The sequence below is a fragment of the Streptomyces huasconensis genome (assembly GCF_021028635.1).
In the GTDB taxonomy this organism is placed as follows: domain Bacteria; phylum Actinomycetota; class Actinomycetes; order Streptomycetales; family Streptomycetaceae; genus Streptomyces; species Streptomyces huasconensis.
The window spans coordinates 5,227,123-5,246,217 of record NZ_CP086119.1; the positions used below are offsets into that span (position 1 = coordinate 5,227,123).

Here is a 19,095-nt window from a genome sequence, read left to right on the forward strand (position 1 = left end):
GAATCTCATGACGGCAACTCCTGTCATGCCGGTCACCGAGGCGCGTCTCGCCGCCTGGCCCATGCCGCGCACCTGCCCGTACGCGCCACCGGAGGCCTACGCCGAGCTGCGCAAGGGCACGCCCGTGAAGGTAAGGATCAGGACAGGTGAGGCGTGGCTTGTCACCCGCTATGCCGATGTCCGCGCGATCCTCGTCGATCCGCGCTTCAGCTCGGACGACACGCTGCCCGGCTTCCCGGTCCGCATCCAACTGCCGCCCACGCCACGGGTGATGTCCTTCACGCGCATGGACGGACCCGAGCACGGGCGGCTGCGCCGCATGGCCATGACCGAGTTCACCGCCCGCCGCACCCGCGCGCTGCGCCCCTCGGTGGAGCTGCTGGTGGACCGGCTCGCCGACGAGCTGGAGCACGGGCCCCGGCCCGCCGACCTCGTGGCCCGCTTCACCGTGCGGCTGCCGTCCCTGGTGATCGCCCGCATGCTCGGCGTACCGGAGGAGGACGAGTGCGACTTCACCGAGCTGAGCCAGGCCGTCCTCTCGCAGGACGCCACGCCCGCGGAGATCTACGGCTCCTTCATCGAGATGACGGCGTACCTGGACGGGCTGATCAGGCGCAAGGCCGAGGAGCCGCGGGACGACCTGCTCAGCCGCCTGGTCACGCGGTACGTCGCGAAGGGCGAGCTGGCCCATGACGACCTGGTGGCGATGGCCCGGCTCTTCCTGGTGGCCGGCCACGAGACCACCGCGCACCAGCTCGGCCTCAGTGTGCTCAGCCTGCTGCGCGAACCGGGGCTGTGGGACCGGCTGCGCCGCGAACCGGACCTGTTCGCCCCGGCCGTCGAGGAACTGCTGCGCTACTGGTCCATCACCCAGGACAACCAGGTCCGCGTCGCCGTCGACGACGCGGAGATCGGCGGCGCCCGCATCGAGAAGGGCGACGGCGTGATCCTCGCCTACCCCAGCGCCAACCACGACGAGAGCGTCTTCCCCGGCGGCGACCGCGTCGACCTGGACCGGGACGCGAGCCGGCACATCGCCTTCGGGTACGGCCCGCACCTGTGCCCGGGCACCTCGCTGGCCCGCATGGAGCTGGAGGTCGCCCTGCGGGCCCTGGTGGGCCGCTTCCCCGGGCTGCGTCTGGCGGACGTGCCCGAGGCGGTCTCGTTCCGGGAGAACACCATCAACTACGGGCTGAACTCCCTCTTCGTGACCTGGTAGCAGCCGGCCGTGACCTGGTGACCGACGCGTCCCGCCGCCCCGCACGCCGTCAGCAGGGCGTCAGATGCGTGTCAGCGCCCGGTGGAAGAGTCGTTCGCAGGTGCTTCCAGACCAAGGAGTTTGCCCGACATGGCCGACAGCAGCGACGCCGCGGGCCCCACCAGGGCCCTGGTCATAGCCAATCCCGCATCCGGCAGCCACAGCCCCGAACTGGTGCGCGAAGTCAAGGAGTTGTGCTCCGCCCACCTGCGCCACACCGAGCTCCACCTCACCACCGCCCAAGGGGACGCGACCGGCTTCGTGCGCCGCGCCCTGGAGCGCTCCGAGGGTGCACCGGACCTCGTGGTGGCCATCGGGGGCGACGGCACCGTGCGCGAGGTGGTGCAGGGCCTCGTCGGGGCCACCGGACGGGCCGCACTCATGGTGGTCCCCGGCGGCACCGGGAACTCCGGGTACAAGATGCTCTGGGGGGAACGGCCCTGGACCGAGTCGCTCAAGGCGGTGCTCGCCGACTCCGGTGCGGGCGGCAGCGCCCGGCTGCGCCACCTCGACCTGGCCCGGCTCGCCGAGACCCGCAACCACGTCTACCTCGGTGCCTGCAGCGGGGTGATCGCCGACGCGCTCATCACCGCGAAGGACATCCCGCTGCGCGGCCGCGAGCGCTACGCCCGCGCGTTCGCCGAGACCGCCGAGCGCTACGTCCCGTACCCGGGCCGGGTCGTCGTCGACGGGCGGGTGGTGCACGAGGGCCCGACCGTCCTCGCCAACGTCGGGGGCGGCCGGCACCGGGGCGGCCGGTTCCTGGTGCTGCCCGACTCGCTGCTGGACGACGGACTGCTCGACGTCTGTGTCATCGGTGACGGCGTGGCCGCCGCCGAGGTGCCCGGACTGACCCTGGAAGCCGCGCACATGGCCCACCCGGCGACCGTGTACGCACGCGGCCGCACGATCACCGTCGAACGCACCGACGGCGAGCGGCTGCCCCTGGAGCACGACGGCGAGTACCAGCACACCATCGGCGCCTCGGCCACCTTCGAGGTGCTCCCCGGAGCGCTCGCCGCCTGGGCGCCGACGGACCCCGCCTGACCTCGACCGACTCCGGCTCCGCCCGACCCCGCACGGCCTTCTCGACACACGTTTTTCGATACACGTTCTTCGATACACGTTTTCGATACAAGGAGACATCATGAGCGACCTCACCACCACCGTCACCCGTTACCTCGCCATCTGGAACGAGGCGGACGCCGACAAGCGCGCCGCGGCCATCGCCGAGCTGTTCACCGCCGACGCCCCCTACATCGACCCGCTCGCCGCGGTCGAGGGCCACGAGGGTGTCGCCGCGGTCATCGCGGGCGCCCGCGACCAGTTCAAGGGCCTCAGCTTCGAGCTGCTCGGCACGGTGGACACCCACCACAACCTCGCCCGCTTCCAGTGGGGCCTGGTGACCGAGCCCGGCGCCGAGCCGATCGCCATCGGCTTCGACGTCGCGGTCACCGCCGAGGACGGCCGCATCAAGGGTGTCTACGGCTTCCTCGACAAGGTCCCCGCGGCCTGATCCGCCCCGGGGCGGCCGTGCGCCACCGGCGTACCGCCGCCCCGGACCACACCGGCCCGGCAGCCGACACCGCCGGGACCCGCACACGAGAGGCAGGGTGCGTCACATGTCGGGTGTTCTCGCCGAGCGGGTGGCCCGGACGCTGTGCGAGCAGTGGGAGCCGCCGCGGGCCGCGTCGTCCCGCGCCACCACGGACACCCCGCTGCGCGAACTGTCCCGGTGGGCGGCTCGGCTGCGCCCCCAGGACGTGCCCTGCCGGGTGCTGAAGCTCGCCGCCAGCCAGGTGCTCTCGCAGATCGCCTCCATCAGGGCGGGCCTCGCCCACCCGCTGGGCCGCAAGCTCGTCGCCGCCTTCGGCCACCCCATGCAGCGCGACCCGCGGGCCGCCGCCGGGGTCTTCGCCGCCCTCGGCTCCTGGCTCAACCTCGACGACACCGCGTACGCCGGTCATCTGTCGAACTCCACCGTCGCGGTGCCCCTCGCCTTCGCGTACGCCCGCAAGCTCGACGGGCTCTCGCTGCTCACCGCCGTAGTCGCGGCCAACGAGTGCGCGGCCCGCATCACCGCCTCCGCCACGCTCGGCCCCCTGCGCGGCCAGAGCGCGGTGCACACCCACCTCGCGGGCGCGGTCGCCGGCCGGCTGCACTGCGACCGGGCCCCGGCCTCGCAGTGGGAGAACTCCTTCGGCCTGGCCTTCGCCATGCCCAACTGGCCGCTGATGCGCGCCTTCCTGGCCAGCGACGCCCGGCTGTTCAACACCTTCACGCCCGTACGCACCGCCATGGACGCCTGCGACGCGGCGGCCGCCGGGCTGCGCGGCGCCCCCGACATCATCGAGCACCAGGACGGCTTCCTGGCCCGCTTCGCGACCGTCCCGCTCCCGCAGGCGGTGGCCAAGGGCCTCGGCCGCCGCTGGCACACCGACACCCTCTCCTTCAAGATGCACCCGGGCGGCCCGGGCATCGACGCGGCGGTGGACTGCGCCGCGGAGATCCACCGGGAGCTGGGCCCGGTCAGCCCGCGGGACGTGGCGGAGATCGTCGTGGAGGCGTCGCTCTACACGCTCTTCGCGGGGGAGCGCGCCGCCCAGTACGTCAACGGCCCGGGCTCTCCGCTCGGCGCCCTCGTCCTCGACGTGCCCTACCCGGTCGCCACCACGCTGCTGACCGGGGAGTTCTCGGTGGACGACTTCTCCTCGCCGCGGCTGGACGACCCGGACCGCTGGGAGCTGGCCGACCGGGTGCGCCTGGAGCACGACACGGCCATGACCCGCGAACTCTTCCTGTCCGACGCGCCGTTCGGCGAGGCGGTGCGCGAGGCGGGCCCGCTGGCCGCGCCCTGGCTGCGCGGCTTCGGCGGCGACGAACTGGTGGACCTCATCGGCGACCTCGGCACGGCTGGCCAGGACTTCTCCCGGTCGACGAAGGCGACCGGCGCCCGGGTCACCGTACGGCTGAAGGACGGTCGTACGGTCACGCGCGGCCGTCTCATCCCGGTCGGCGCGGCCGGCCCCGACACGCGTGCGCGGCACTCGGAGATGGTCCGCGAGAAGTTCCTCGCGGTCGGGGGGGCGCACCAGGTGGCCGACACCGTGGGGGCCCTGCACCGCATGCGGCCGCGCGGGGTGCGCCGCTGGATCGAGGCGGCCTTCCTCGACTGAGCGCCGCGCGCTCGTCGTCCGTCCGTCAGTGCACCGTCTCGTACGTCGTCAGGAAGACGTCGATGATCTCCTGTACGCGCTCGACGACGTCCTGGCGGTTGGCCTGCACCCAGGAGATGTGCTGCGCGCCGAAGAGCGCGGCCCGCAGGACGCGCGCCAGCGACGCGGGGTCGGTGGCCCGCAGCGTCCCCGCCTTGTGGCAGTTCTCCAGGAGTTCGGTGAGCAGGTCGGTGAAGCCCACGTAGGGCACCGGCATGTCGCCCTTGATGTACGGGCGTTCGATCTGGAGGCGGGAGCCCGCCTTGATGTAGTCGTCGTCGCGGAAGCCGCGGGCCACCGCCTTCAGGACGTCGACCACCGTCTGCGGGGATGCCGGGTCGCCGTCCTGCAGGACGGGGGCGATGATCTCGTTCAGCCGCCGGTAGAACTCGTCCGCCACGGCGACGGCGATCGCCTCCTTGTTGGCGAAGTGGAAGTACACGGCCCCCTTGGTCAGCTCCGCCTTGTCGGCGACGTCCTTGATCGTGACGGCGGGGAAGCCGGTCTCGGCGAAGACCGAGGCCGCCGCGTCGAGGATCGTCCTGCGGGTGTGGATGGCCCGCTCCTGCTTGAGGTGCGAGGTGTCGTTGGCGGAGGTGGCGATCGGCAGAGGGGGCAGCGGTGCCCTGCGTTCGTTGCTCATGGCTTCCATATCGTGCTCTACGCCAACTCTTGGCTGGGCAGGGCGAGTTGGTGGCAATGGAACGTGGTTTCGACCCTTGAAATATACCTTCCCGCAGGTATATTAATTCCCGCGCAGCAAGGCTTCACACGTCTGTTCTCTGGCAAGAGTTCGTCCTGTTTTGGGGGAAGCGTTGTCTCAGCAGTCGGTCGTACTCATCGATGATTCCAGAAACGTGGATGCCGCATCAATGGCTCTCGCGGCACCCGTTCTCACCTTCCTCAGACCCGTCCCGCGCGAGCTGGTGCACCGCAGCTCGATCGCGGAGGTCTTCGTCACGGACGGCTGTCGCACAAGCGGCAGCCGTTTCTCCGTCGCGGCCCAGTGGCCGCGCGACCACGCGCTCTACCACCCCGACGAGCAGGGTCTGAGCGATCCGATGCTCTTCGCGGAGACCATCCGCCAGGCCATGCTCTACATCGCCCACGAGTACTGCGAGGTGCCGCTCGGGCACCGGTTCGTCGGGCGCGACCTCTCCTTCGACATCACCGACCCCGCCGCGCTACGGGTCACCGGCGTCCCCGTCCCGGTGGTCATGGAGGCCGAGTGGACCTGGGAGGAGGGCCGGCCGCGGGGGGCCAGGCTCGACGTACGGCTCCTCGTGGCCGGCACGCCCTGCGGCACCGGCACGATCCGGGTGTTCGTGATGGACGACCGGCGGTACGGCCTGCTGCGCCGGATGGCGTGGGGCGGCGACGCCCCGCCGGTCCTGGCCGTGGACGTGGCGGCCGCCGCGCCGCTCGTGCCGCCGCGCAGGGTGGGGAGGCTGCGCTGGAAGGACTGCGTCCTGGAGCGCTGCTGGCCGGACGGCGACTGGCGGCTGCGGCTCGACCGCGACCACGCGGTGCTCTTCGACCACCCCACGGACCATGTGCCGCTGATGGTCCTGATGGAGGGCTTCCGCCAGCTCGGCCACCTGTGCGTGCACGAACAGGTCGGGGAGACGCCCGACGACCAGGCGTACGCGCTGGTCGCCACCCAGGTGGAGTGCGCGGCCTTCGCCGAACTGGACGCGCCGATCCGGCTGCTGGTCGAGCAGAGCGTGCCGGGCGCCACCGCGGCGGACGTCTTCCGGCTGCGCGTCGCGGCCCTTCAGGGCGACACCCTGCTGGCCAGGGCTGACATGACCTGGGCGGGCGTGGGCCCGCGCGAGAGCGGGGAGGGGACGGGCCGGCGGCCCGAGTTCGCCTCACTGACCGGCGGCCTTGCCCCGTAGGGCGTGGGCCAGGACGTTCCACATCGCGGCCACCCGGCCGCCCGACTCCGTGCGCTCGGCGGCGGAGCCCATCCAGAAGACACCGAAGAACGCGGCCACGAGCAGGTCGGTCACGGCCTTGGCGGACGCCGAGGCATCCCAGCGCCCCTCCTGCTGCACCTCGCCCACCAGTCGGAGCACCACCGCGTGGGTCTCCTCCAGCAAGGCCGCCGTGACCCCTGACGCCTGAGCGGTCTCCAGCGTCAGCCGGAGCGCGGCACGGGCCCGCACATCGCCCTGGAACAGCTCCCCGAGGGTGAGCATGAGGGTCCGCAGCCGGTCGAACGCCGGATCGGTGGAGGCCTTCGCCTCGCCCAGGGGGAGTTCGACCGCGGCGGCCAGATGGGCGGAGAGGACGGCGGCCAGCTCCTCCTTGTTGGAGAAGTGGCCGTAGAGAGCGCCCTTCGTCAGGCCGATCTGGTCGGCGATCTTCTGCAAGTTGGTGTTCGCGTACCCATAGCGCGCGAACTCGTAGGCGGCGGCGTCCAGGACGGCGTCGTAAGTGCGCAAGGCCCGTGCTTGCTTCGGCAAGGTGCACACCTCCTTCACTGGGAATCGAGCGGCGAGGGATTGACGGCGCTAAAGATACGTTCGGGAACGAATTCTAATCTGCTTCAGGGGTGTATGCCACAGATGATTCGGTCACAGAGTTCACCAGCAGGACACCGGCGAGTCGGCGGACCTGCGCTCCTGCCGCCCGCCGCGGTCGCCAGCGCCGCCCGCTCGGCGGCCGTCCACACCACCGCCGCCGAGCGCGAACGCCGCCTGGACGACCGGACCGTGGGGCTGCTGACCCGCGCCGGCTTCGCCCGGCACTTCGTGCCCCGCGCCTGGGGCGGCGCCGAAGGCACCTTCGGCGCCCTCGTCGACGCGGCCTCGGCGGTCGGCGCCGGCTGCGCGTCCGCCGCGTGGTGCGGCGTGCTGTGGGCCGCGCACGGCAGATTCGCCGCCTACCTGCCCCCCGACGGGCAACGCGACCTCTGGGCGGCCTCGCCCGACACGCGCATCACCGCCGTGATGGGCCCCTCGGGCGAGGCCACACCCACCTCGGACGGATGGCTGCTCAGCGGCACCTGGGCGTACGCGAGCGGGGTGGCGTTCGCGGACTGGCTGCTGCTCACCTCCACCGAGCCGGCCGAACAGGGCGGCCGCTGCCGGGTGTTCGCCCTCCCGCGCGCCCAGGTGGACGTCCTCGACACCTGGCGCGCCGACGGGATGCGCGCCACCGGAAGCCACACCGTCGTCGTCGACTCCGTCGCCGTGCCCCGGCACCGCACCTTCCTCATGGCCGACCTGACCGCCGGCACCCCCGGCCCCGGGCGGGCCAGGTGCCACACCGTCCCGGCCCAGCTGGGCGGCGGGCTCCTCTTCTGCGCCCCGGCCCTCGGCGCCGCGCGCCACGCGCTGGAGGCCTGGTCGCGGTGGGCGGCACGCCACGCGCCCGACCTCCCCGACGCCGAGGTGCTGCGGCTGCACCGGGTCCTCGCCCTCGCGGCGGACGAGATCGAGGCGGCCCAGCTTCTGCTGCGGGACGCCGCGCAGCGCGCCGACGCCGAGACCTGGACCGAGCGGGACGTGGCGCGCAACCGGCGCGTCGCGGCCTCCGTCATCGGGCTCCTCGCCCGCGGGGTCGAGCGGCTGCACCGCGCAGGCGCCCGCTCCGGCGCGGCGGGACCGGACGTCGTCGAGCGGTGCCGCCGCGACGTACGCACCGTGGCGAGCCACCGCATGCTGCGCAGGGAGCAGGCGGCGGTCGACTACGCGCGCAGCGTCTTCTCCGAAGTGTCCGAACCCGACGAAACCCCTGCCGCGGCAGACCAGTTGGCCCTGGAGGTCCCCCATGCCGATGTCTGACCGCCCCCGCCTGGTCTTCACCGACGTCGACCAGACGCTGATCACCTGCAAGAGCCTCTTCGAGTTCCTCGACTACTACGCGGCGGGCCGGTACGGCGCCGAGGGGGCGCGCCGCGCGGCCGCCGTCCGCGAGGACCTCTGCGCGAGGACGGCCGCGGGCCTGCCGAGGGAGGAGGCCAACCGCGTCTACTACCGGGCGTGGCGGCGCGAGCCGGTGGCGGCGGTCGAGGAGTGGGCCCGCCGCTGGTTCGCCGAACGCAGCGCCGACAAGGGCTTCTACGTACGCCGCGTCGCCGAGGAGCTGCGCGCCCACCGGTCACAGGGCGCGAGCATCGCCCTGGTCTCCGGGTCGTTCCGCCCGCTCCTGGAGCCCCTCGCCGAGGCGGTGGGCGCCGCACACGTGCTGTGCGCGCGCCTGGAGCGGTGCGGCCGGGTCTACACCGGCGCGCTCCTCGGCGCCCCGGTCATCGGCGACGAGAAGCGGCGCCTGGTGCGGGAGTTGCTCGCCCGCTACGCCCACATCGACCCGGCGGACTGCTACGGCTACGGGGACGACGCGTCCGACCTGCCGATGCTCGGCGAAGTGGGGCATGCCGTCCGGGTGGGGGCGCTCGCCGGAGGCTAGCGGCGGCGCGGTCGCCGGTGGCGGCCCCTCACACCCCCGAACCGCCCGCCACCCCCGTCTTCGCCCCCGCCCCGCACAGCGGCACCACCGCCGTCCGGCCGTCGAGAGCACCGTCCCGCACCGCCGCCCAGCAGGCCACCCCGGTGGACTCGACGTACAGGCCGCGCGCCGCCAGGTCGAGTTGGGCCGCCGCGATCTGCTCGTCCGTCACCGTGAGGAAGCCGCCGCCGAACTCCCGTACGGCGGACAGGATCTGCCGGGCGCGCGGCGGACGGGGGATCGCGATGCCCTCCGCCGAGGTCACCGCCGCCTGGGGCGCCGCCTCCGTCGTCTCGCCGAGCAGGTCGTCGGCGCCGGCCCGCCACGCCGCGGCCAGCGGGGCGACCGCCGCGGCCTGCACCGCGTACAGCGCGGGCGCCTTCGCGATCAGGCCCGCCGCGTGCAGCTCACGCACGGCGAGGGCCGCGCCGAGCAGCAGCGTGCCGTTGCCGACGGGGACCACCAAGGCGTCGGGCAGCCGACCGCCCAGGTCCTCCCACACCTCGTGGACGTAGGTCTTGGTGCCCTGGAGGAAGTAGGGGTTGTGGACGTGGGAGGCGTAGAACGTGCCGGGCGCGTCGGCGGCGGCGCGGGCCGCGCGGGCCGCCGACTCCCGTCCCCCGGCCACCACTTCGAGCCGCGCTCCGTGCGCGCCGATCTGCTCCAGCTTCTTCGGCGAGGTCCCCGCGGGGACGTACACCGTGCAGGGCAGCCCGGCCCGCGCGCAGTACGCGGCGACCGCCGTGCCCGCGTTGCCGCTGCTGTCGGCGATGACGCGGTCCGGGCCGAGGTGCCCCGCCAGGGCGGCGAGCACGACCGCGCCCCGGTCCTTGAAGGAGAGCGTCGGCATCAGGAAGTCCAGCTTCGCGCGGACCGTCCCCGTCAGCTCCACCAGCGGCGTACGGCCCTCGCCGAGGGAGATCGCGGGGGCGGGCAGCGGCAGGCACTCCGCGTACCGCCACAGGGAGTGGACCCGCCCGGTGAGGGACGTGAGCGGTGCCGGGGTGGGGGAGAAGTCGAGGTCGAGGGGGCCGCGGCAGAGCGGGCAGGCCCACTCCCGGGACGTCGCGGGGACACGGGTCCCGTCGGCGGGGCAGAAACAGTCCGGCAGCGCGGCCAGGGCGGTCCGGCGGGTCTCGGCGGTCATGCGCGCAGGCTAGCGCCGCGGCCGGTGACACCGAGTCCCTGGCCGGTGCCCATGGCATCGCCGTCCGGGCCAAGCGACCGCGCGGTCCCGACTGCAGCCGGTGGCTGACGATGCGTCATGTTGCCCGAGGGGCCGCTGAGGCCCCTGGGGCGCGCGGCGCCCGCGGCGGCCGCGTTCCGTCCGGTCCGGACCCTTGTGGGATTCCTATGGATCAGCCAATCTTTCGTCCCGACGGAGGCCGATCCCGAGCCGCGCCGGACGTGACGGATCAGATTGTCATGCTCCTGCCGCACAGGGCGCGCCTCCGCGTGTGTGGGCACCACAGGCACCAATCCCCCACCAACGCACCACCTATTGAGGAGGACCCCTCAGATGGCAGTGATGCGTCATAACCGCCGAAGAGTGGCCGGGATCAGCGCGACCGCGGTCGCGGCCCTCGCCCTCGGCGTCGTCTCCGCCTTCCCGGCCACCGCCGAGCCGCGGCAGGCGGAAGGCAGGATCGAGAACGCCGGCGCCCCCGGCACGATCAAGAACAGCTACATCGTGAGCCTCGACAAGAACGGTCCGAAGGCCCGCTCCGCCGAGGGCAGGGCCCTCGCCAAGGAGTACGGCGCCAAGATCGAGCGGACCTACGACAAGGCCCTCAACGGCTACGCGGTCGAGCTCACCGAGGCCGAGGCGGAGAAGTTCGCCGCCGACCCGGCCGTAGACGCGATCGTCCAGAACCGGACGTTCACTGCCAGCGCCACCCAGACCAACCCGCCCTCGTGGGGCCTGGACCGGATCGACCAGAAGACCCTTCCGCTGGACCAGAAGTACACCTATCCGGACTCCGCCGGCGAGGGCGTCACCGCGTACGTCATCGACACCGGCGTCCGCATCAGCCACAGCGACTTCGGCGGCCGGGCCTCCTACGGCTACGACGCCATCGACAACGACAACACCGCGCAGGACGGCCACGGCCACGGCACGCACGTCGCGGGCACGGTCGGCGGAACCCTGCACGGCGTCGCGAAGAAGGCCAAGATCGTCGGCGTCCGCGTCCTGAACAACCAGGGCTCGGGCACCACCGCCCAGGTCGTCGCGGGCATCGACTGGGTGACGAAGAACGCCGTCAAGCCCGCCGTCGCCAACATGTCCCTCGGCGGCGGCGCCGACACCGCGCTCGACACGGCCGTGCGCAACTCCATCGCCTCCGGCATCACGTACGCCGTCGCGGCGGGCAACGAGTCGACCGACGCGTCGACCAAGTCGCCCGCGCGCGTGGCGGAGGCCATCACCGTCGGCGCCACGACCAGCACCGACGCCCGGGCCAGCTACTCCAACTACGGCAGCATCCTGGACATCTTCGCGCCGGGCTCCTCGATCACCTCGGCGTGGAACACCAGCGACTCGGCGACCAACTCCATCTCCGGTACGTCGATGGCGTCCCCGCACGTCGCGGGCGCCGCCGCCATCTACGTGGGCCAGAACCCGTCGGCGACCCCGGCGCAGGTCTCCTCGGCCCTGGTGAGCGCCTCCTCGACCGGCGTCGTCACCAACCCCGGCACCGGCTCGCCCAACCGCCTGCTGAACGTGACGGGCGGCTCCACGAACCCGCCGGGCAAGAAGTTCACCAACGACACGGACTACGCGATCCAGGACAACGCCACGGCCGAGTCCCCGGTGACCGTGACCGAGGTGCCGGGCAACGCGCCCGCCGCCCTGAGCGTGCCGGTGACCATCCAGCACACGTACATCGGCGACCTCCAGGTCCAGCTGATCGCCCCCGACGGCACGGCCTACACCCTCAAGGCCTACGGCACCGGCGGCAGCACGGACAACATCAACACCACGTACACGGTGAACGCCTCCTCGGAGACGGCCAACGGCACGTGGAAGCTGCGGGTCAGCGACAACGCGGCGCAGGACACCGGGAAGATCGACTCCTGGAGCCTGCAGTTCTGAGGCTCTGATCGAGTGAACCTCGCCCTCGCGGGACGGAACCGGACGGCGGTCCGGTCCGCCGCGAGGGCGAGCGCTTGTCCGAGACGTGTGGGTATCCGCAAGCTTCTATCCGAGAGCTTGTATCCGAAAGCTTGTATCCGAAAGAGCGGCCCCACGGGAAGACCCGGCCGGGCAGAAATCATCACTTCGAGTGATTCCTTGGCCTTGGGTTGCAGGCAACAACCGACGGTTGCCAGGCTGTAGCTGTCTGTCAACCTGATGGGAGTGGCCAGTGACTTTCGGTGAGCAGCCGGCGTATCTGCGCGTCGCGGGCGATCTGCGCAAGAAGATCGTCGACGGATCGCTGCCGCCGCACACCCGGCTCCCCTCGCAGGCCAGGATTCGCGAGGAGTACGGGGTCTCGGACACCGTCGCCCTGGAGGCGCGCAAGGTCCTGATGGCCGAAGGCCTGGTCGAGGGCCGCTCCGGTTCCGGCACGTACGTGCGCGAGCGCCCCGTCCCCCGCAAGATCGCCCGCACCGGCTACCGCGCGGTGAACGGCGGCTCGACCCCCTTCCGCCAGGAGCAGGCCGCCGAGGGCGCGCGCGGCACCTGGGAGTCGCGCAGCGAGCAGGTCGAGGCGGGGGCCAAGATCGCCGAGCGGCTCGGCATCCACCCGGGTGACCGCGTGATGTGCACCAAGTACGTCTTCCGGGACGCGGGGGAGGCCATGATGCTCTCCACCTCCTGGGAGCCCCTCGCCCTCACGGGCCGCACCCCGGTGATGCTCCCCGAGGAAGGCCCCCTGGGCGGCTGCGGAGTGGTGGAGCGCATGGCGGCCATCGACGTCGTCGTGGACAACGTCGCGGAGGAGGTGGGCGCGCGGCCCGGCCTCGCCGAGGAGCTGACGGCGCTCGGCGGTGTCCCCGGTCATGTGGTCCTCGTCGTCCAGCGGACGTACTACGCCTCGGGCCGCCCGGTGGAGACGGCCGACGTCGTCGTGCCCGCCGACCGCTACCGCATCGCCTACCACCTCCCCGTGAAGTGACCCCGCATCAGGGCATGCCTCCGTCCGTGGACCCGGTGGGGCGGCGGCCCGCCTCGTCCACGGCCGCGTGCCGCAGCTCGGCCGAGCTGGACAGCAGCGTCCCCGCCGCGCCGTACGGCATGTCCTTGGTCAGCCGGCTGCGCGAGCCGAGGAAGGAGTAGTCCTCCTTGTCGAAGACCCACTCCGTGTGGACGCCGTGGCGGGTGTCCTCCCGGGCGATGCCGAGCCCCCGGCGGCCGATCGCGTCGCGGGCCCCCGGGGCCTCGGTGACGCCGGGGATCTTGGCCGCGGCCCGGTAGAGGGCGGCGGCCGTGCGGGGCGGCGTCATCCCGCCGAGCAGGGAGCCGATCTGCTCGAACACCGCCTGGTCGCGTTCGCGGCCCCGCGCCGCCGGGGTCTGGGCGTACAGCTGGTCCAGGAGTTCGTCCGGGTCGGTGGGCAAGGACGCGAGCCACCGGTAGGTGGGGCGGGACATGCCCGCCGGTGTGCCCTCGGTGTCGCCCAGCTCGGCGTTGATGGGGAGGGTCTCGCCGTCACCGCTGCGCATCAGGCCGAGTTTGCGTAGCGGGCCCGGCTCCTGCGAGACCCACGTCTCGTACTCCTTCAGCGGGCTGACGACGGCCTTGCCGCTGGTCAGATCCGCCTCGCGGACCTTCTTCCGGGTGTAGACGAACTGGTCGTCCCGCACGGCCGGGGAGTGCTGTTTCCCGGCGGCGTCGGAGATCCGGCCCAGCAGGGCCGCGGCGGGCCGCATGTCGGTGGCCGCGCGGTGCGAGGCGGTGCCCGCGGCCTTGTCGTCGCCGCTCAGGGCGATCCCCGCCGTCAGCGCGCCGGCCAGGGCGAGCGCGCTCACCGGCGCCAGCAGCGCGGGCCGCAGCAGCCGGCGGCCCACGGGCCGGGTCCGGGTGGTCCGGTCATGGTCGATCTGGTGCATCAGCAGGTCCTTTCCCCGCGCGTGCCGATCGGGCGGAAGGTCCCATGAGGGCGGGGCGGGCAGCAGGCGGGCGATCGCCTTGCGGTCGTCACCGTCGCCGCCGGCGCCCTGGCGCTCCGGGACAGCGGAGGCGTTCCTGTCGTTCATGTGGGCTCCTCCCGCACGGTCAGGGCCGCGATCGCGGCCGCACTGGTCATCTCTCCGCGGGCATCCGGCAGTTCCCGTTCTTCTTCCGCGAGTCGGGCGAGCTTCTTGCGGGCCCGCGAGAGGCGGGAGCGCACGGTGCCGACCGCGATGCCGAGGGCCTCGGCGGTCTGCCGGTAGTCGAGCCCCGCCCACACGCACAGGGTCAGGACCTCGCGCTCCTGACGGCGCAGCCGGCCGAGCGCGGCCTGCACGGCGCGCAGGCGCCGCGCGTCGTCGATGCGGCCCACCGTGCGGGGCGCGAAGTCCTCCTCGACGCGCGGCCGCGGCTGCCGGGCCAGGAAGAGGTTCCGTCTGCGCAGGCCGCGGCGGGCGTTGTCCGCCTTGTGGGTGGCGATGCCGAGCAGCCACGGCAGGAGGGAACCGCCGTCCTCCAGCACCCGGGCGCGCGTTCGCCACGCGACCAGGAACGTCTCGGACATGATCTCCTCGGCCGTCGACCAGTCGCCGGTCAGCCGCAGAGCGTGCCGGTACACGGCGGGGGCGAACTCCTCGTAGAGCCGGGCGAACACCTCGGGGTCGCCCTCGCGCACCTGGCGGCGCACTTCGTTGTCTGAGTCCTTCACACCCACTCCTCTCCGTGAGAGGGGGTCGGTTCCCCGTACATTGCTGTGGTCCGCGTCACGCGGCCGACCGGCTCTCCGCCCGGGGGCGCACTGTGCGCGTGCGCCCCCCGCGCATCACCGTACGGATGGCCGATTGCCTACGCCCGGCGCCGCCTGCCGCGTATCTCTTTGTGCAAACGCGTATCCGCACAGTAAAGGTCGGGCGTAGGCTCGGGCATATGCGGAGTGCGGTTTCCTTAGCGATCGAGGCGTGGCGCGCGTCCGGGGCGGCGAGCGGAGAAGCGCGATGAACGACGAGACGGTCCTGCTGCCCTGGCTCGTCATCAGAGAGGACGACAACGGCAACCGCTATCGCGTGGGCAGGTTCGCCACGAAGGCCGAGGCCCAGAAGATCGCGGACAGCCTCGACGACCGCGGGCACAAGCAGCTGTACTGGATCGAGGAGCTGAACCAGAACGGCGGCGGGCGCTGACCGAGCCGCCCCCTGCCCCGGCGCCCGGCAGCGGGCCCCAGGGCCCTAGGCTCCGGCGCATGAACGAACGCATCGTGGTGGGCGCCGCCCTGTACGACGACGGACGCCTGCTCGCCGCGCGCCGCAGTGCGCCCCCCGAACTCGCGGGCGGCTGGGAACTGCCCGGCGGCAAGGTCGAGCCCGGTGAGCGGTGCGAGGACGCGCTGGTGCGCGAGCTGCGCGAGGAACTGGGCGTCGAGGCGGAGGTCGCGGAGCGGGTGCCCGGACAGTGGCCGCTCGCCAAGGGGTACGTCCTGCGGGTCTGGACGGCCCGGCTCCGCTCGGGCGACCCCGAGCCCCTCCAGGACCATGACGAACTGCGCTGGCTCACCCCTGACCAGGTGTGGTCGGTGGAGTGGCTGGCCGCGGACGTCCCGGCCGTGACGGCGGCACTCGCGGTGGCGCGCGCCGCGCGTTGATCTCTCCCGCGCCGTTCCTACGCCGTTCGTGCCACAGTGCGCCCCCTGGCGCGGTAAAGCCACGTCAATATCGGGTATGTGGGCATTAACCGCCCGAAACCGGACAGGTTCCGCTTCTGGTCTGGAAGTGATCGGCGTGATCGACATCGAAGGCGACTGCGCCGAGTGGGACTTCCCCGCGGACCCCGGTGCCGTCCGTACCGCCCGCCATGTCGTCCGCGAGCAGCTCGGCGACTGGGACCTCGGCTCGCTCGGTGACATCACCGCGCTGCTCGTGAGCGAGCTGGTCACCAACTCGCTGCGGCACGCCTCGGGGCCCATCGGCGTACGCCTCGTACGCCCCGCCGACCCGCTCGGCACCCTGCTCGTGGAGGTGTCCGACCCGCTGCCCGACCCGCCGCTGGCACGCGCCGCCGCCCCCGACGACGAGGGCGGACGCGGCCTCCAGCTCGTCGCCCGCTCCGCGCGGCGCTGGGGCACACGGCAGGGCCGCACGGGCAGGACGGGGAAGACGGTGTGGTTCGAGCTGGCGCTGCCGGGTTAGAAGACTTGCAGTGTGCGAAGGGCGTCGGACACAAGACCGGCACGGGCCAAAAAGCGTCGAGACCGTGCTGTGATCGTGAACGCCGTGTGGCGCTGCACCGTAGTGCTGGATACTGCGGTCAGCCGTACGCGGTGACCGGTGCCGGACGCGGTGAGCTGGAGGGGACGGTTCGCGTGAGCGAGATACCAGCGAAGGCGACGGAGCAGGACGGGCCGTCGGGCGACGCGCAGACCGAGCGGCCGCCGGGCGATCCGGCGACCGGCGGACCGACCGGCGACATGCCGGGCGAGGCCCCTGGCGGCGTGCCGGGCGACGTGCCGGCGGACGAGATGTGGCACAGCAGCCCGCCCGGTTCCCTCTACGACTACATCAAGGCCGCCTCGTTCTCGATCGGGCCCGACGGCCTCGTCGACCAGTGGAGCACACGCGCCGAACAGCTGTTCGGCGTGGCCGCGCGGGACGCCGTCGGCAAGGACCCCATCGAGGCCTTCGTCCCCTCCGAGCTGCGCGCCGACGGCTACCGCAAGATGGCGGAGATCCTCGACGGACGGGAGTGGACGGGCGTCGTCCCCTTCCGTGTCCCCGACGGGGACGGCGCCGCCGACCCCGGCCTGGAAGGCGTCGCCGAGGTCTACGTCATGCCGACCCGCACGGAGGACGGCGAGCGGGCCGCGGTCTGCATCGTCGTCGACGTCCGCGCGCTCCGGCAGATCGAGACGGACCTCGCCTCCTCGCAGGCCATTTTCGGCCAATCTCCCTTCGGCTTCCTGCTCTTCGGCACGGACCTCAAGGTCCGGCGCGCCAACCGCCGCTTCGCCGACGTCTTCGGCGGCGGCGCCGAGGACCACCGCGGCCGCACCGTCCATGACTACCTGCCGCGCCACGAGGCCGACCGCATGGCCGCGGCCATGAAGCGGGTCCTGCAGACCGGCGACCCCGTCACGGACATGCAGATCGTGGGCCCCGCCCCCGGCAGCAACGACCGCAGGCACTGGTCGATCAACCTCTACCGCGTGCACAGCGGCTCCGGCCGCCCCATCGGCGTCGCCGGCCTCGGCACCGACGTCACCCGGCGGCACGCCGCCGCCCGCGAGGCCGCCCACGCCCGGCGCAACCTCGCCCTCCTGAACGAGGCGGGCGCCCGCATAGGGAACTCCCTCGACCTGGAGACCACCGCCAGGGAACTCCTGGACGTCGCGGTCCCCGGCTTCTGCGACCTCGCCTCCGTCGACCTGTACCAAGGCCTGCTCGCCGGTGACGAGACCCCGCCCGGCCTCGCCGACGGCAGCGCGGAGCTGCGCCGCGTGGCCTTCGCGAGCGCCGTCGCCGACGCCCCGTTCCCGGAAGGGGGCGCCCCCGTCGAGGTCGGCGCCGTGCACCGCTTCCCCTTCACCTCGCCCTGCGCCGACGCCCTGCGCGCGGCCCGGCCCCGGCTGACCACAGCGGAGGACGACGGCTCCGCGAGCCGCCTCACCGGCGGCCTCATCCAGTCGACGCTCGCCGTGCCGATGGTCGCCCACGACACCGTGGTCGGCCTCGCCCAGTTCTCCCGCACCAAGGGCAGCGAACCCTTCGGCGAGCGCGACCGGGCGCTCGCCGTGGAACTGGCCGCCCGCGCCGCCGTCTGCATCGACAACGCCCGCCTCTACCGCCGCGAGCACGAACGCGCGCTGATACTGCAACGCTCCCTGCTGCCGCCCGGCGACCCCGAGGCGTCCGGCCTGGACATCGCCTGCCGCTACCTGCCGGGCAACGCCGCCAACGAGGTGGGCGGCGACTGGTTCGACGTCATCGAGCTGCCGGGCCACCGCACCGCCCTGGTCGTCGGCGATGTCATGGGCCGCGGCCTGCGCGCCGCCGTCGCCATGGGCGAGCTGCGCACCGCCGTGCGCACGCTGGCCCTGCTCGACCTGGAGCCCGCCGAGGTCCTCTCCGCCCTCGACGAGATCGCCCGCGGCCTCGGCAACCCGGCCGGGCCCCAGCAGAATACCCGCGCGGCCCGCAAGGCCGCGGACGCCGACCTCAGCGAGGTGTACCTCGCCACCTGCGTGTACGCGGTCTACGACGCCGTCACCCGCCGCTGCACCTTCGCCAACGCGGGACACCTGCCGCCCGTCCTCGTCGAGCCCGGGGACTCCGGCCAGCTCGCGCTCATGCTCGACGTGCCGCCGGGGCTGCCGCTCGGCGTCGGCGGCGAACCCTTCGAGGACGTGGAGATCGAACTCCCCGAGGGCGCCCTCCTCGCCCTCTACACCGACGGCCTCGTCGAGTCACGCGACCACCCGCTGGAGGAGGGGCTGAACGCGTTCGTACGCGCCCTCGGCGACGCCCCGCCCGCCCTGGAGGACGTCTGCGACCACGTCCTGAACACCCTCGACACCCACCACGGCGAGGACGACATCGCCCTCCTGATGGCCCGCGTCGAAGGACTGCCGGCCGAACACGTCGGCGACTGGAAGCTGCCGCGCGACCCCAAGTCGGTGGGCCGGGCCCGTGAACTGGCCTGCGACAAGCTGCGCGCCTGGGACCTGGACCCGCTCTGCGACACGGCGGAACTGCTGGTCAGCGAACTCGTCACCAACGCCCTGCGGTACGGCGAGGGCGAGATCCGGCTGCGGCTCCTGCTCGACCGAACCCTGGTCTGCGAGGTCTGGGACGGCAGCTTCGTCCAGCCGCGCCGCCGCCGGGCCCGCGACACCGACGAGGGCGGGCGCGGCCTCCAGCTGGTCGGCCTGCTCAGCGCCGCGTGGGGCTCGCGCCGGACCCCGCGGGGCAAGACGGTCTGGTTCGAACTCGCGCTGCCCGACGGGGAGACGGAGCCGATGGACGCGGCGGAGGCCCTGCTCAGCCTCTTCTGACCCTGCGGCG

General features: G+C 72.9%; 18 protein-coding genes. 13 read left to right on the forward strand and 5 right to left on the reverse strand.

Annotated elements, in window-relative coordinates:
- Positions 1-7: 7 nt before the first annotated feature.
- The 4 genes from J2N69_RS23995 to J2N69_RS24010 all read left to right on the forward strand — a co-directional run bounded on the left by J2N69_RS23995 (position 8) and on the right by J2N69_RS24010 (position 4,434).
- On the forward strand, positions 8-1,219 hold the full coding sequence (locus J2N69_RS23995) for a cytochrome P450 (protein ID WP_230902574.1): 1,212 nt from the start codon (positions 8-10) through the stop codon (positions 1,217-1,219).
- Positions 1,220-1,348: 129 nt separating this feature from the next.
- Positions 1,349-2,305, forward strand: a complete 957-nt coding sequence (locus tag J2N69_RS24000) for a diacylglycerol/lipid kinase family protein (protein ID WP_230902575.1) — start codon at positions 1,349-1,351, stop codon at positions 2,303-2,305.
- A 100-nt stretch (positions 2,306-2,405) separates the two neighbouring features.
- Positions 2,406-2,774 carry a nuclear transport factor 2 family protein gene (locus J2N69_RS24005; protein WP_230902576.1) on the forward strand — a complete coding sequence of 123 codons (369 nt, stop codon included), beginning with the start codon at positions 2,406-2,408 and terminating at the stop codon, positions 2,772-2,774.
- A 106-nt stretch (positions 2,775-2,880) separates the two neighbouring features.
- Positions 2,881-4,434 carry an MmgE/PrpD family protein gene (locus tag J2N69_RS24010; protein WP_230902577.1) on the forward strand — a complete coding sequence of 518 codons (1,554 nt, stop codon included), beginning with the start codon at positions 2,881-2,883 and terminating at the stop codon, positions 4,432-4,434.
- Between the two features lie 25 nt (positions 4,435-4,459).
- Here the strand turns inward: J2N69_RS24010 and J2N69_RS24015 are convergent, their stop codons facing one another.
- A complete protein-coding gene (locus J2N69_RS24015) occupies positions 4,460-5,116 on the reverse strand; it encodes a ScbR family autoregulator-binding transcription factor (protein ID WP_230902578.1) in 657 nt (218 codons plus the stop codon).
- Positions 5,117-5,345: 229 nt separating this feature from the next.
- On the opposite strand from J2N69_RS24015, the gene J2N69_RS24020 reads away from it, so the two are divergent.
- Entirely contained in the window at positions 5,346-6,371 is a 1,026-nt protein-coding gene (locus J2N69_RS24020) for a ScbA/BarX family gamma-butyrolactone biosynthesis protein (protein WP_230902579.1), read from the forward strand.
- Here J2N69_RS24020 and J2N69_RS24025 read toward each other — a convergent pair.
- Positions 6,345-6,950 (reverse strand): TetR family transcriptional regulator, encoded by a 606-nt coding sequence (locus tag J2N69_RS24025; protein ID WP_392720161.1) that lies wholly within the window; start codon positions 6,948-6,950, stop codon positions 6,345-6,347. The genes J2N69_RS24020 and J2N69_RS24025 overlap by 27 nt on opposite strands.
- Before the next feature lie 93 nt (positions 6,951-7,043).
- On the opposite strand from J2N69_RS24025, the gene J2N69_RS24030 reads away from it, so the two are divergent.
- Together J2N69_RS24030 and J2N69_RS24035 are read left to right on the forward strand one after the other, a co-directional pair.
- A complete protein-coding gene (locus J2N69_RS24030; protein WP_230902581.1) occupies positions 7,044-8,264 on the forward strand; it encodes an acyl-CoA dehydrogenase family protein in 1,221 nt (406 codons plus the stop codon).
- Positions 8,251-8,889 carry an HAD family hydrolase gene (locus J2N69_RS24035; protein ID WP_230902582.1) on the forward strand — a complete coding sequence of 213 codons (639 nt, stop codon included), beginning with the start codon at positions 8,251-8,253 and terminating at the stop codon, positions 8,887-8,889. The genes J2N69_RS24030 and J2N69_RS24035 overlap by 14 nt, the downstream gene beginning before the upstream one ends.
- Positions 8,890-8,917: 28 nt before the next feature.
- Here J2N69_RS24035 and J2N69_RS24040 read toward each other — a convergent pair whose 3' ends face one another.
- Positions 8,918-10,075: a pyridoxal-phosphate dependent enzyme gene (locus tag J2N69_RS24040; RefSeq protein ID WP_230902583.1), complete on the reverse strand. Its 1,158-nt coding sequence runs from the start codon at positions 10,073-10,075 to the stop codon at positions 8,918-8,920.
- Positions 10,076-10,447: 372 nt separating this feature from the next.
- Here J2N69_RS24040 and J2N69_RS24045 point away from each other — a divergent pair, with 372 nt between their 5' ends.
- Together J2N69_RS24045 and J2N69_RS24050 are read left to right on the forward strand one after the other, a co-directional pair.
- Entirely contained in the window at positions 10,448-12,022 is a 1,575-nt protein-coding gene (locus tag J2N69_RS24045; protein WP_230902584.1) for a S8 family peptidase, read from the forward strand.
- 271 nt (positions 12,023-12,293) lie between these two features.
- On the forward strand, positions 12,294-13,049 hold the full coding sequence (locus J2N69_RS24050) for a GntR family transcriptional regulator (protein WP_230902585.1): 756 nt from the start codon (positions 12,294-12,296) through the stop codon (positions 13,047-13,049).
- Between the two features lie 7 nt (positions 13,050-13,056).
- Here the strand turns inward: J2N69_RS24050 and J2N69_RS24055 are convergent, their stop codons facing one another.
- Both J2N69_RS24055 and J2N69_RS24060 read right to left on the reverse strand, forming a co-directional pair.
- A complete protein-coding gene (locus J2N69_RS24055; protein WP_230902586.1) occupies positions 13,057-14,130 on the reverse strand; it encodes a CU044_5270 family protein in 1,074 nt (357 codons plus the stop codon).
- Positions 14,127-14,753 carry an RNA polymerase sigma factor gene (locus J2N69_RS24060; protein WP_408056783.1) on the reverse strand — a complete coding sequence of 209 codons (627 nt, stop codon included), beginning with the start codon at positions 14,751-14,753 and terminating at the stop codon, positions 14,127-14,129. Before J2N69_RS24060 ends, J2N69_RS24055 begins: the two co-directional genes overlap by 4 nt.
- 286 nt (positions 14,754-15,039) lie before the next feature.
- Here J2N69_RS24060 and J2N69_RS24065 point away from each other — a divergent pair, with 286 nt between their 5' ends.
- The 4 genes from J2N69_RS24065 to J2N69_RS24080 all read left to right on the forward strand — a co-directional run bounded on the left by J2N69_RS24065 (position 15,040) and on the right by J2N69_RS24080 (position 19,085).
- The gene (locus tag J2N69_RS24065; protein ID WP_230902587.1) at positions 15,040-15,225 is read left to right on the forward strand and encodes an SPOR domain-containing protein; all 186 of its coding nucleotides are present in this window, start codon (positions 15,040-15,042) and stop codon (positions 15,223-15,225) included.
- 59 nt (positions 15,226-15,284) lie between these two features.
- On the forward strand, positions 15,285-15,683 hold the full coding sequence (locus tag J2N69_RS24070) for a (deoxy)nucleoside triphosphate pyrophosphohydrolase (protein ID WP_230902588.1): 399 nt from the start codon (positions 15,285-15,287) through the stop codon (positions 15,681-15,683).
- Positions 15,684-15,810: 127 nt separating this feature from the next.
- A complete protein-coding gene (locus J2N69_RS24075; RefSeq protein ID WP_230902589.1) occupies positions 15,811-16,227 on the forward strand; it encodes an ATP-binding protein in 417 nt (138 codons plus the stop codon).
- A gap of 173 nt (positions 16,228-16,400) precedes the next feature.
- A complete protein-coding gene (locus J2N69_RS24080) occupies positions 16,401-19,085 on the forward strand; it encodes a SpoIIE family protein phosphatase (protein WP_408056784.1) in 2,685 nt (894 codons plus the stop codon).
- The last annotated feature ends 10 nt before the right edge of the window (positions 19,086-19,095 follow it).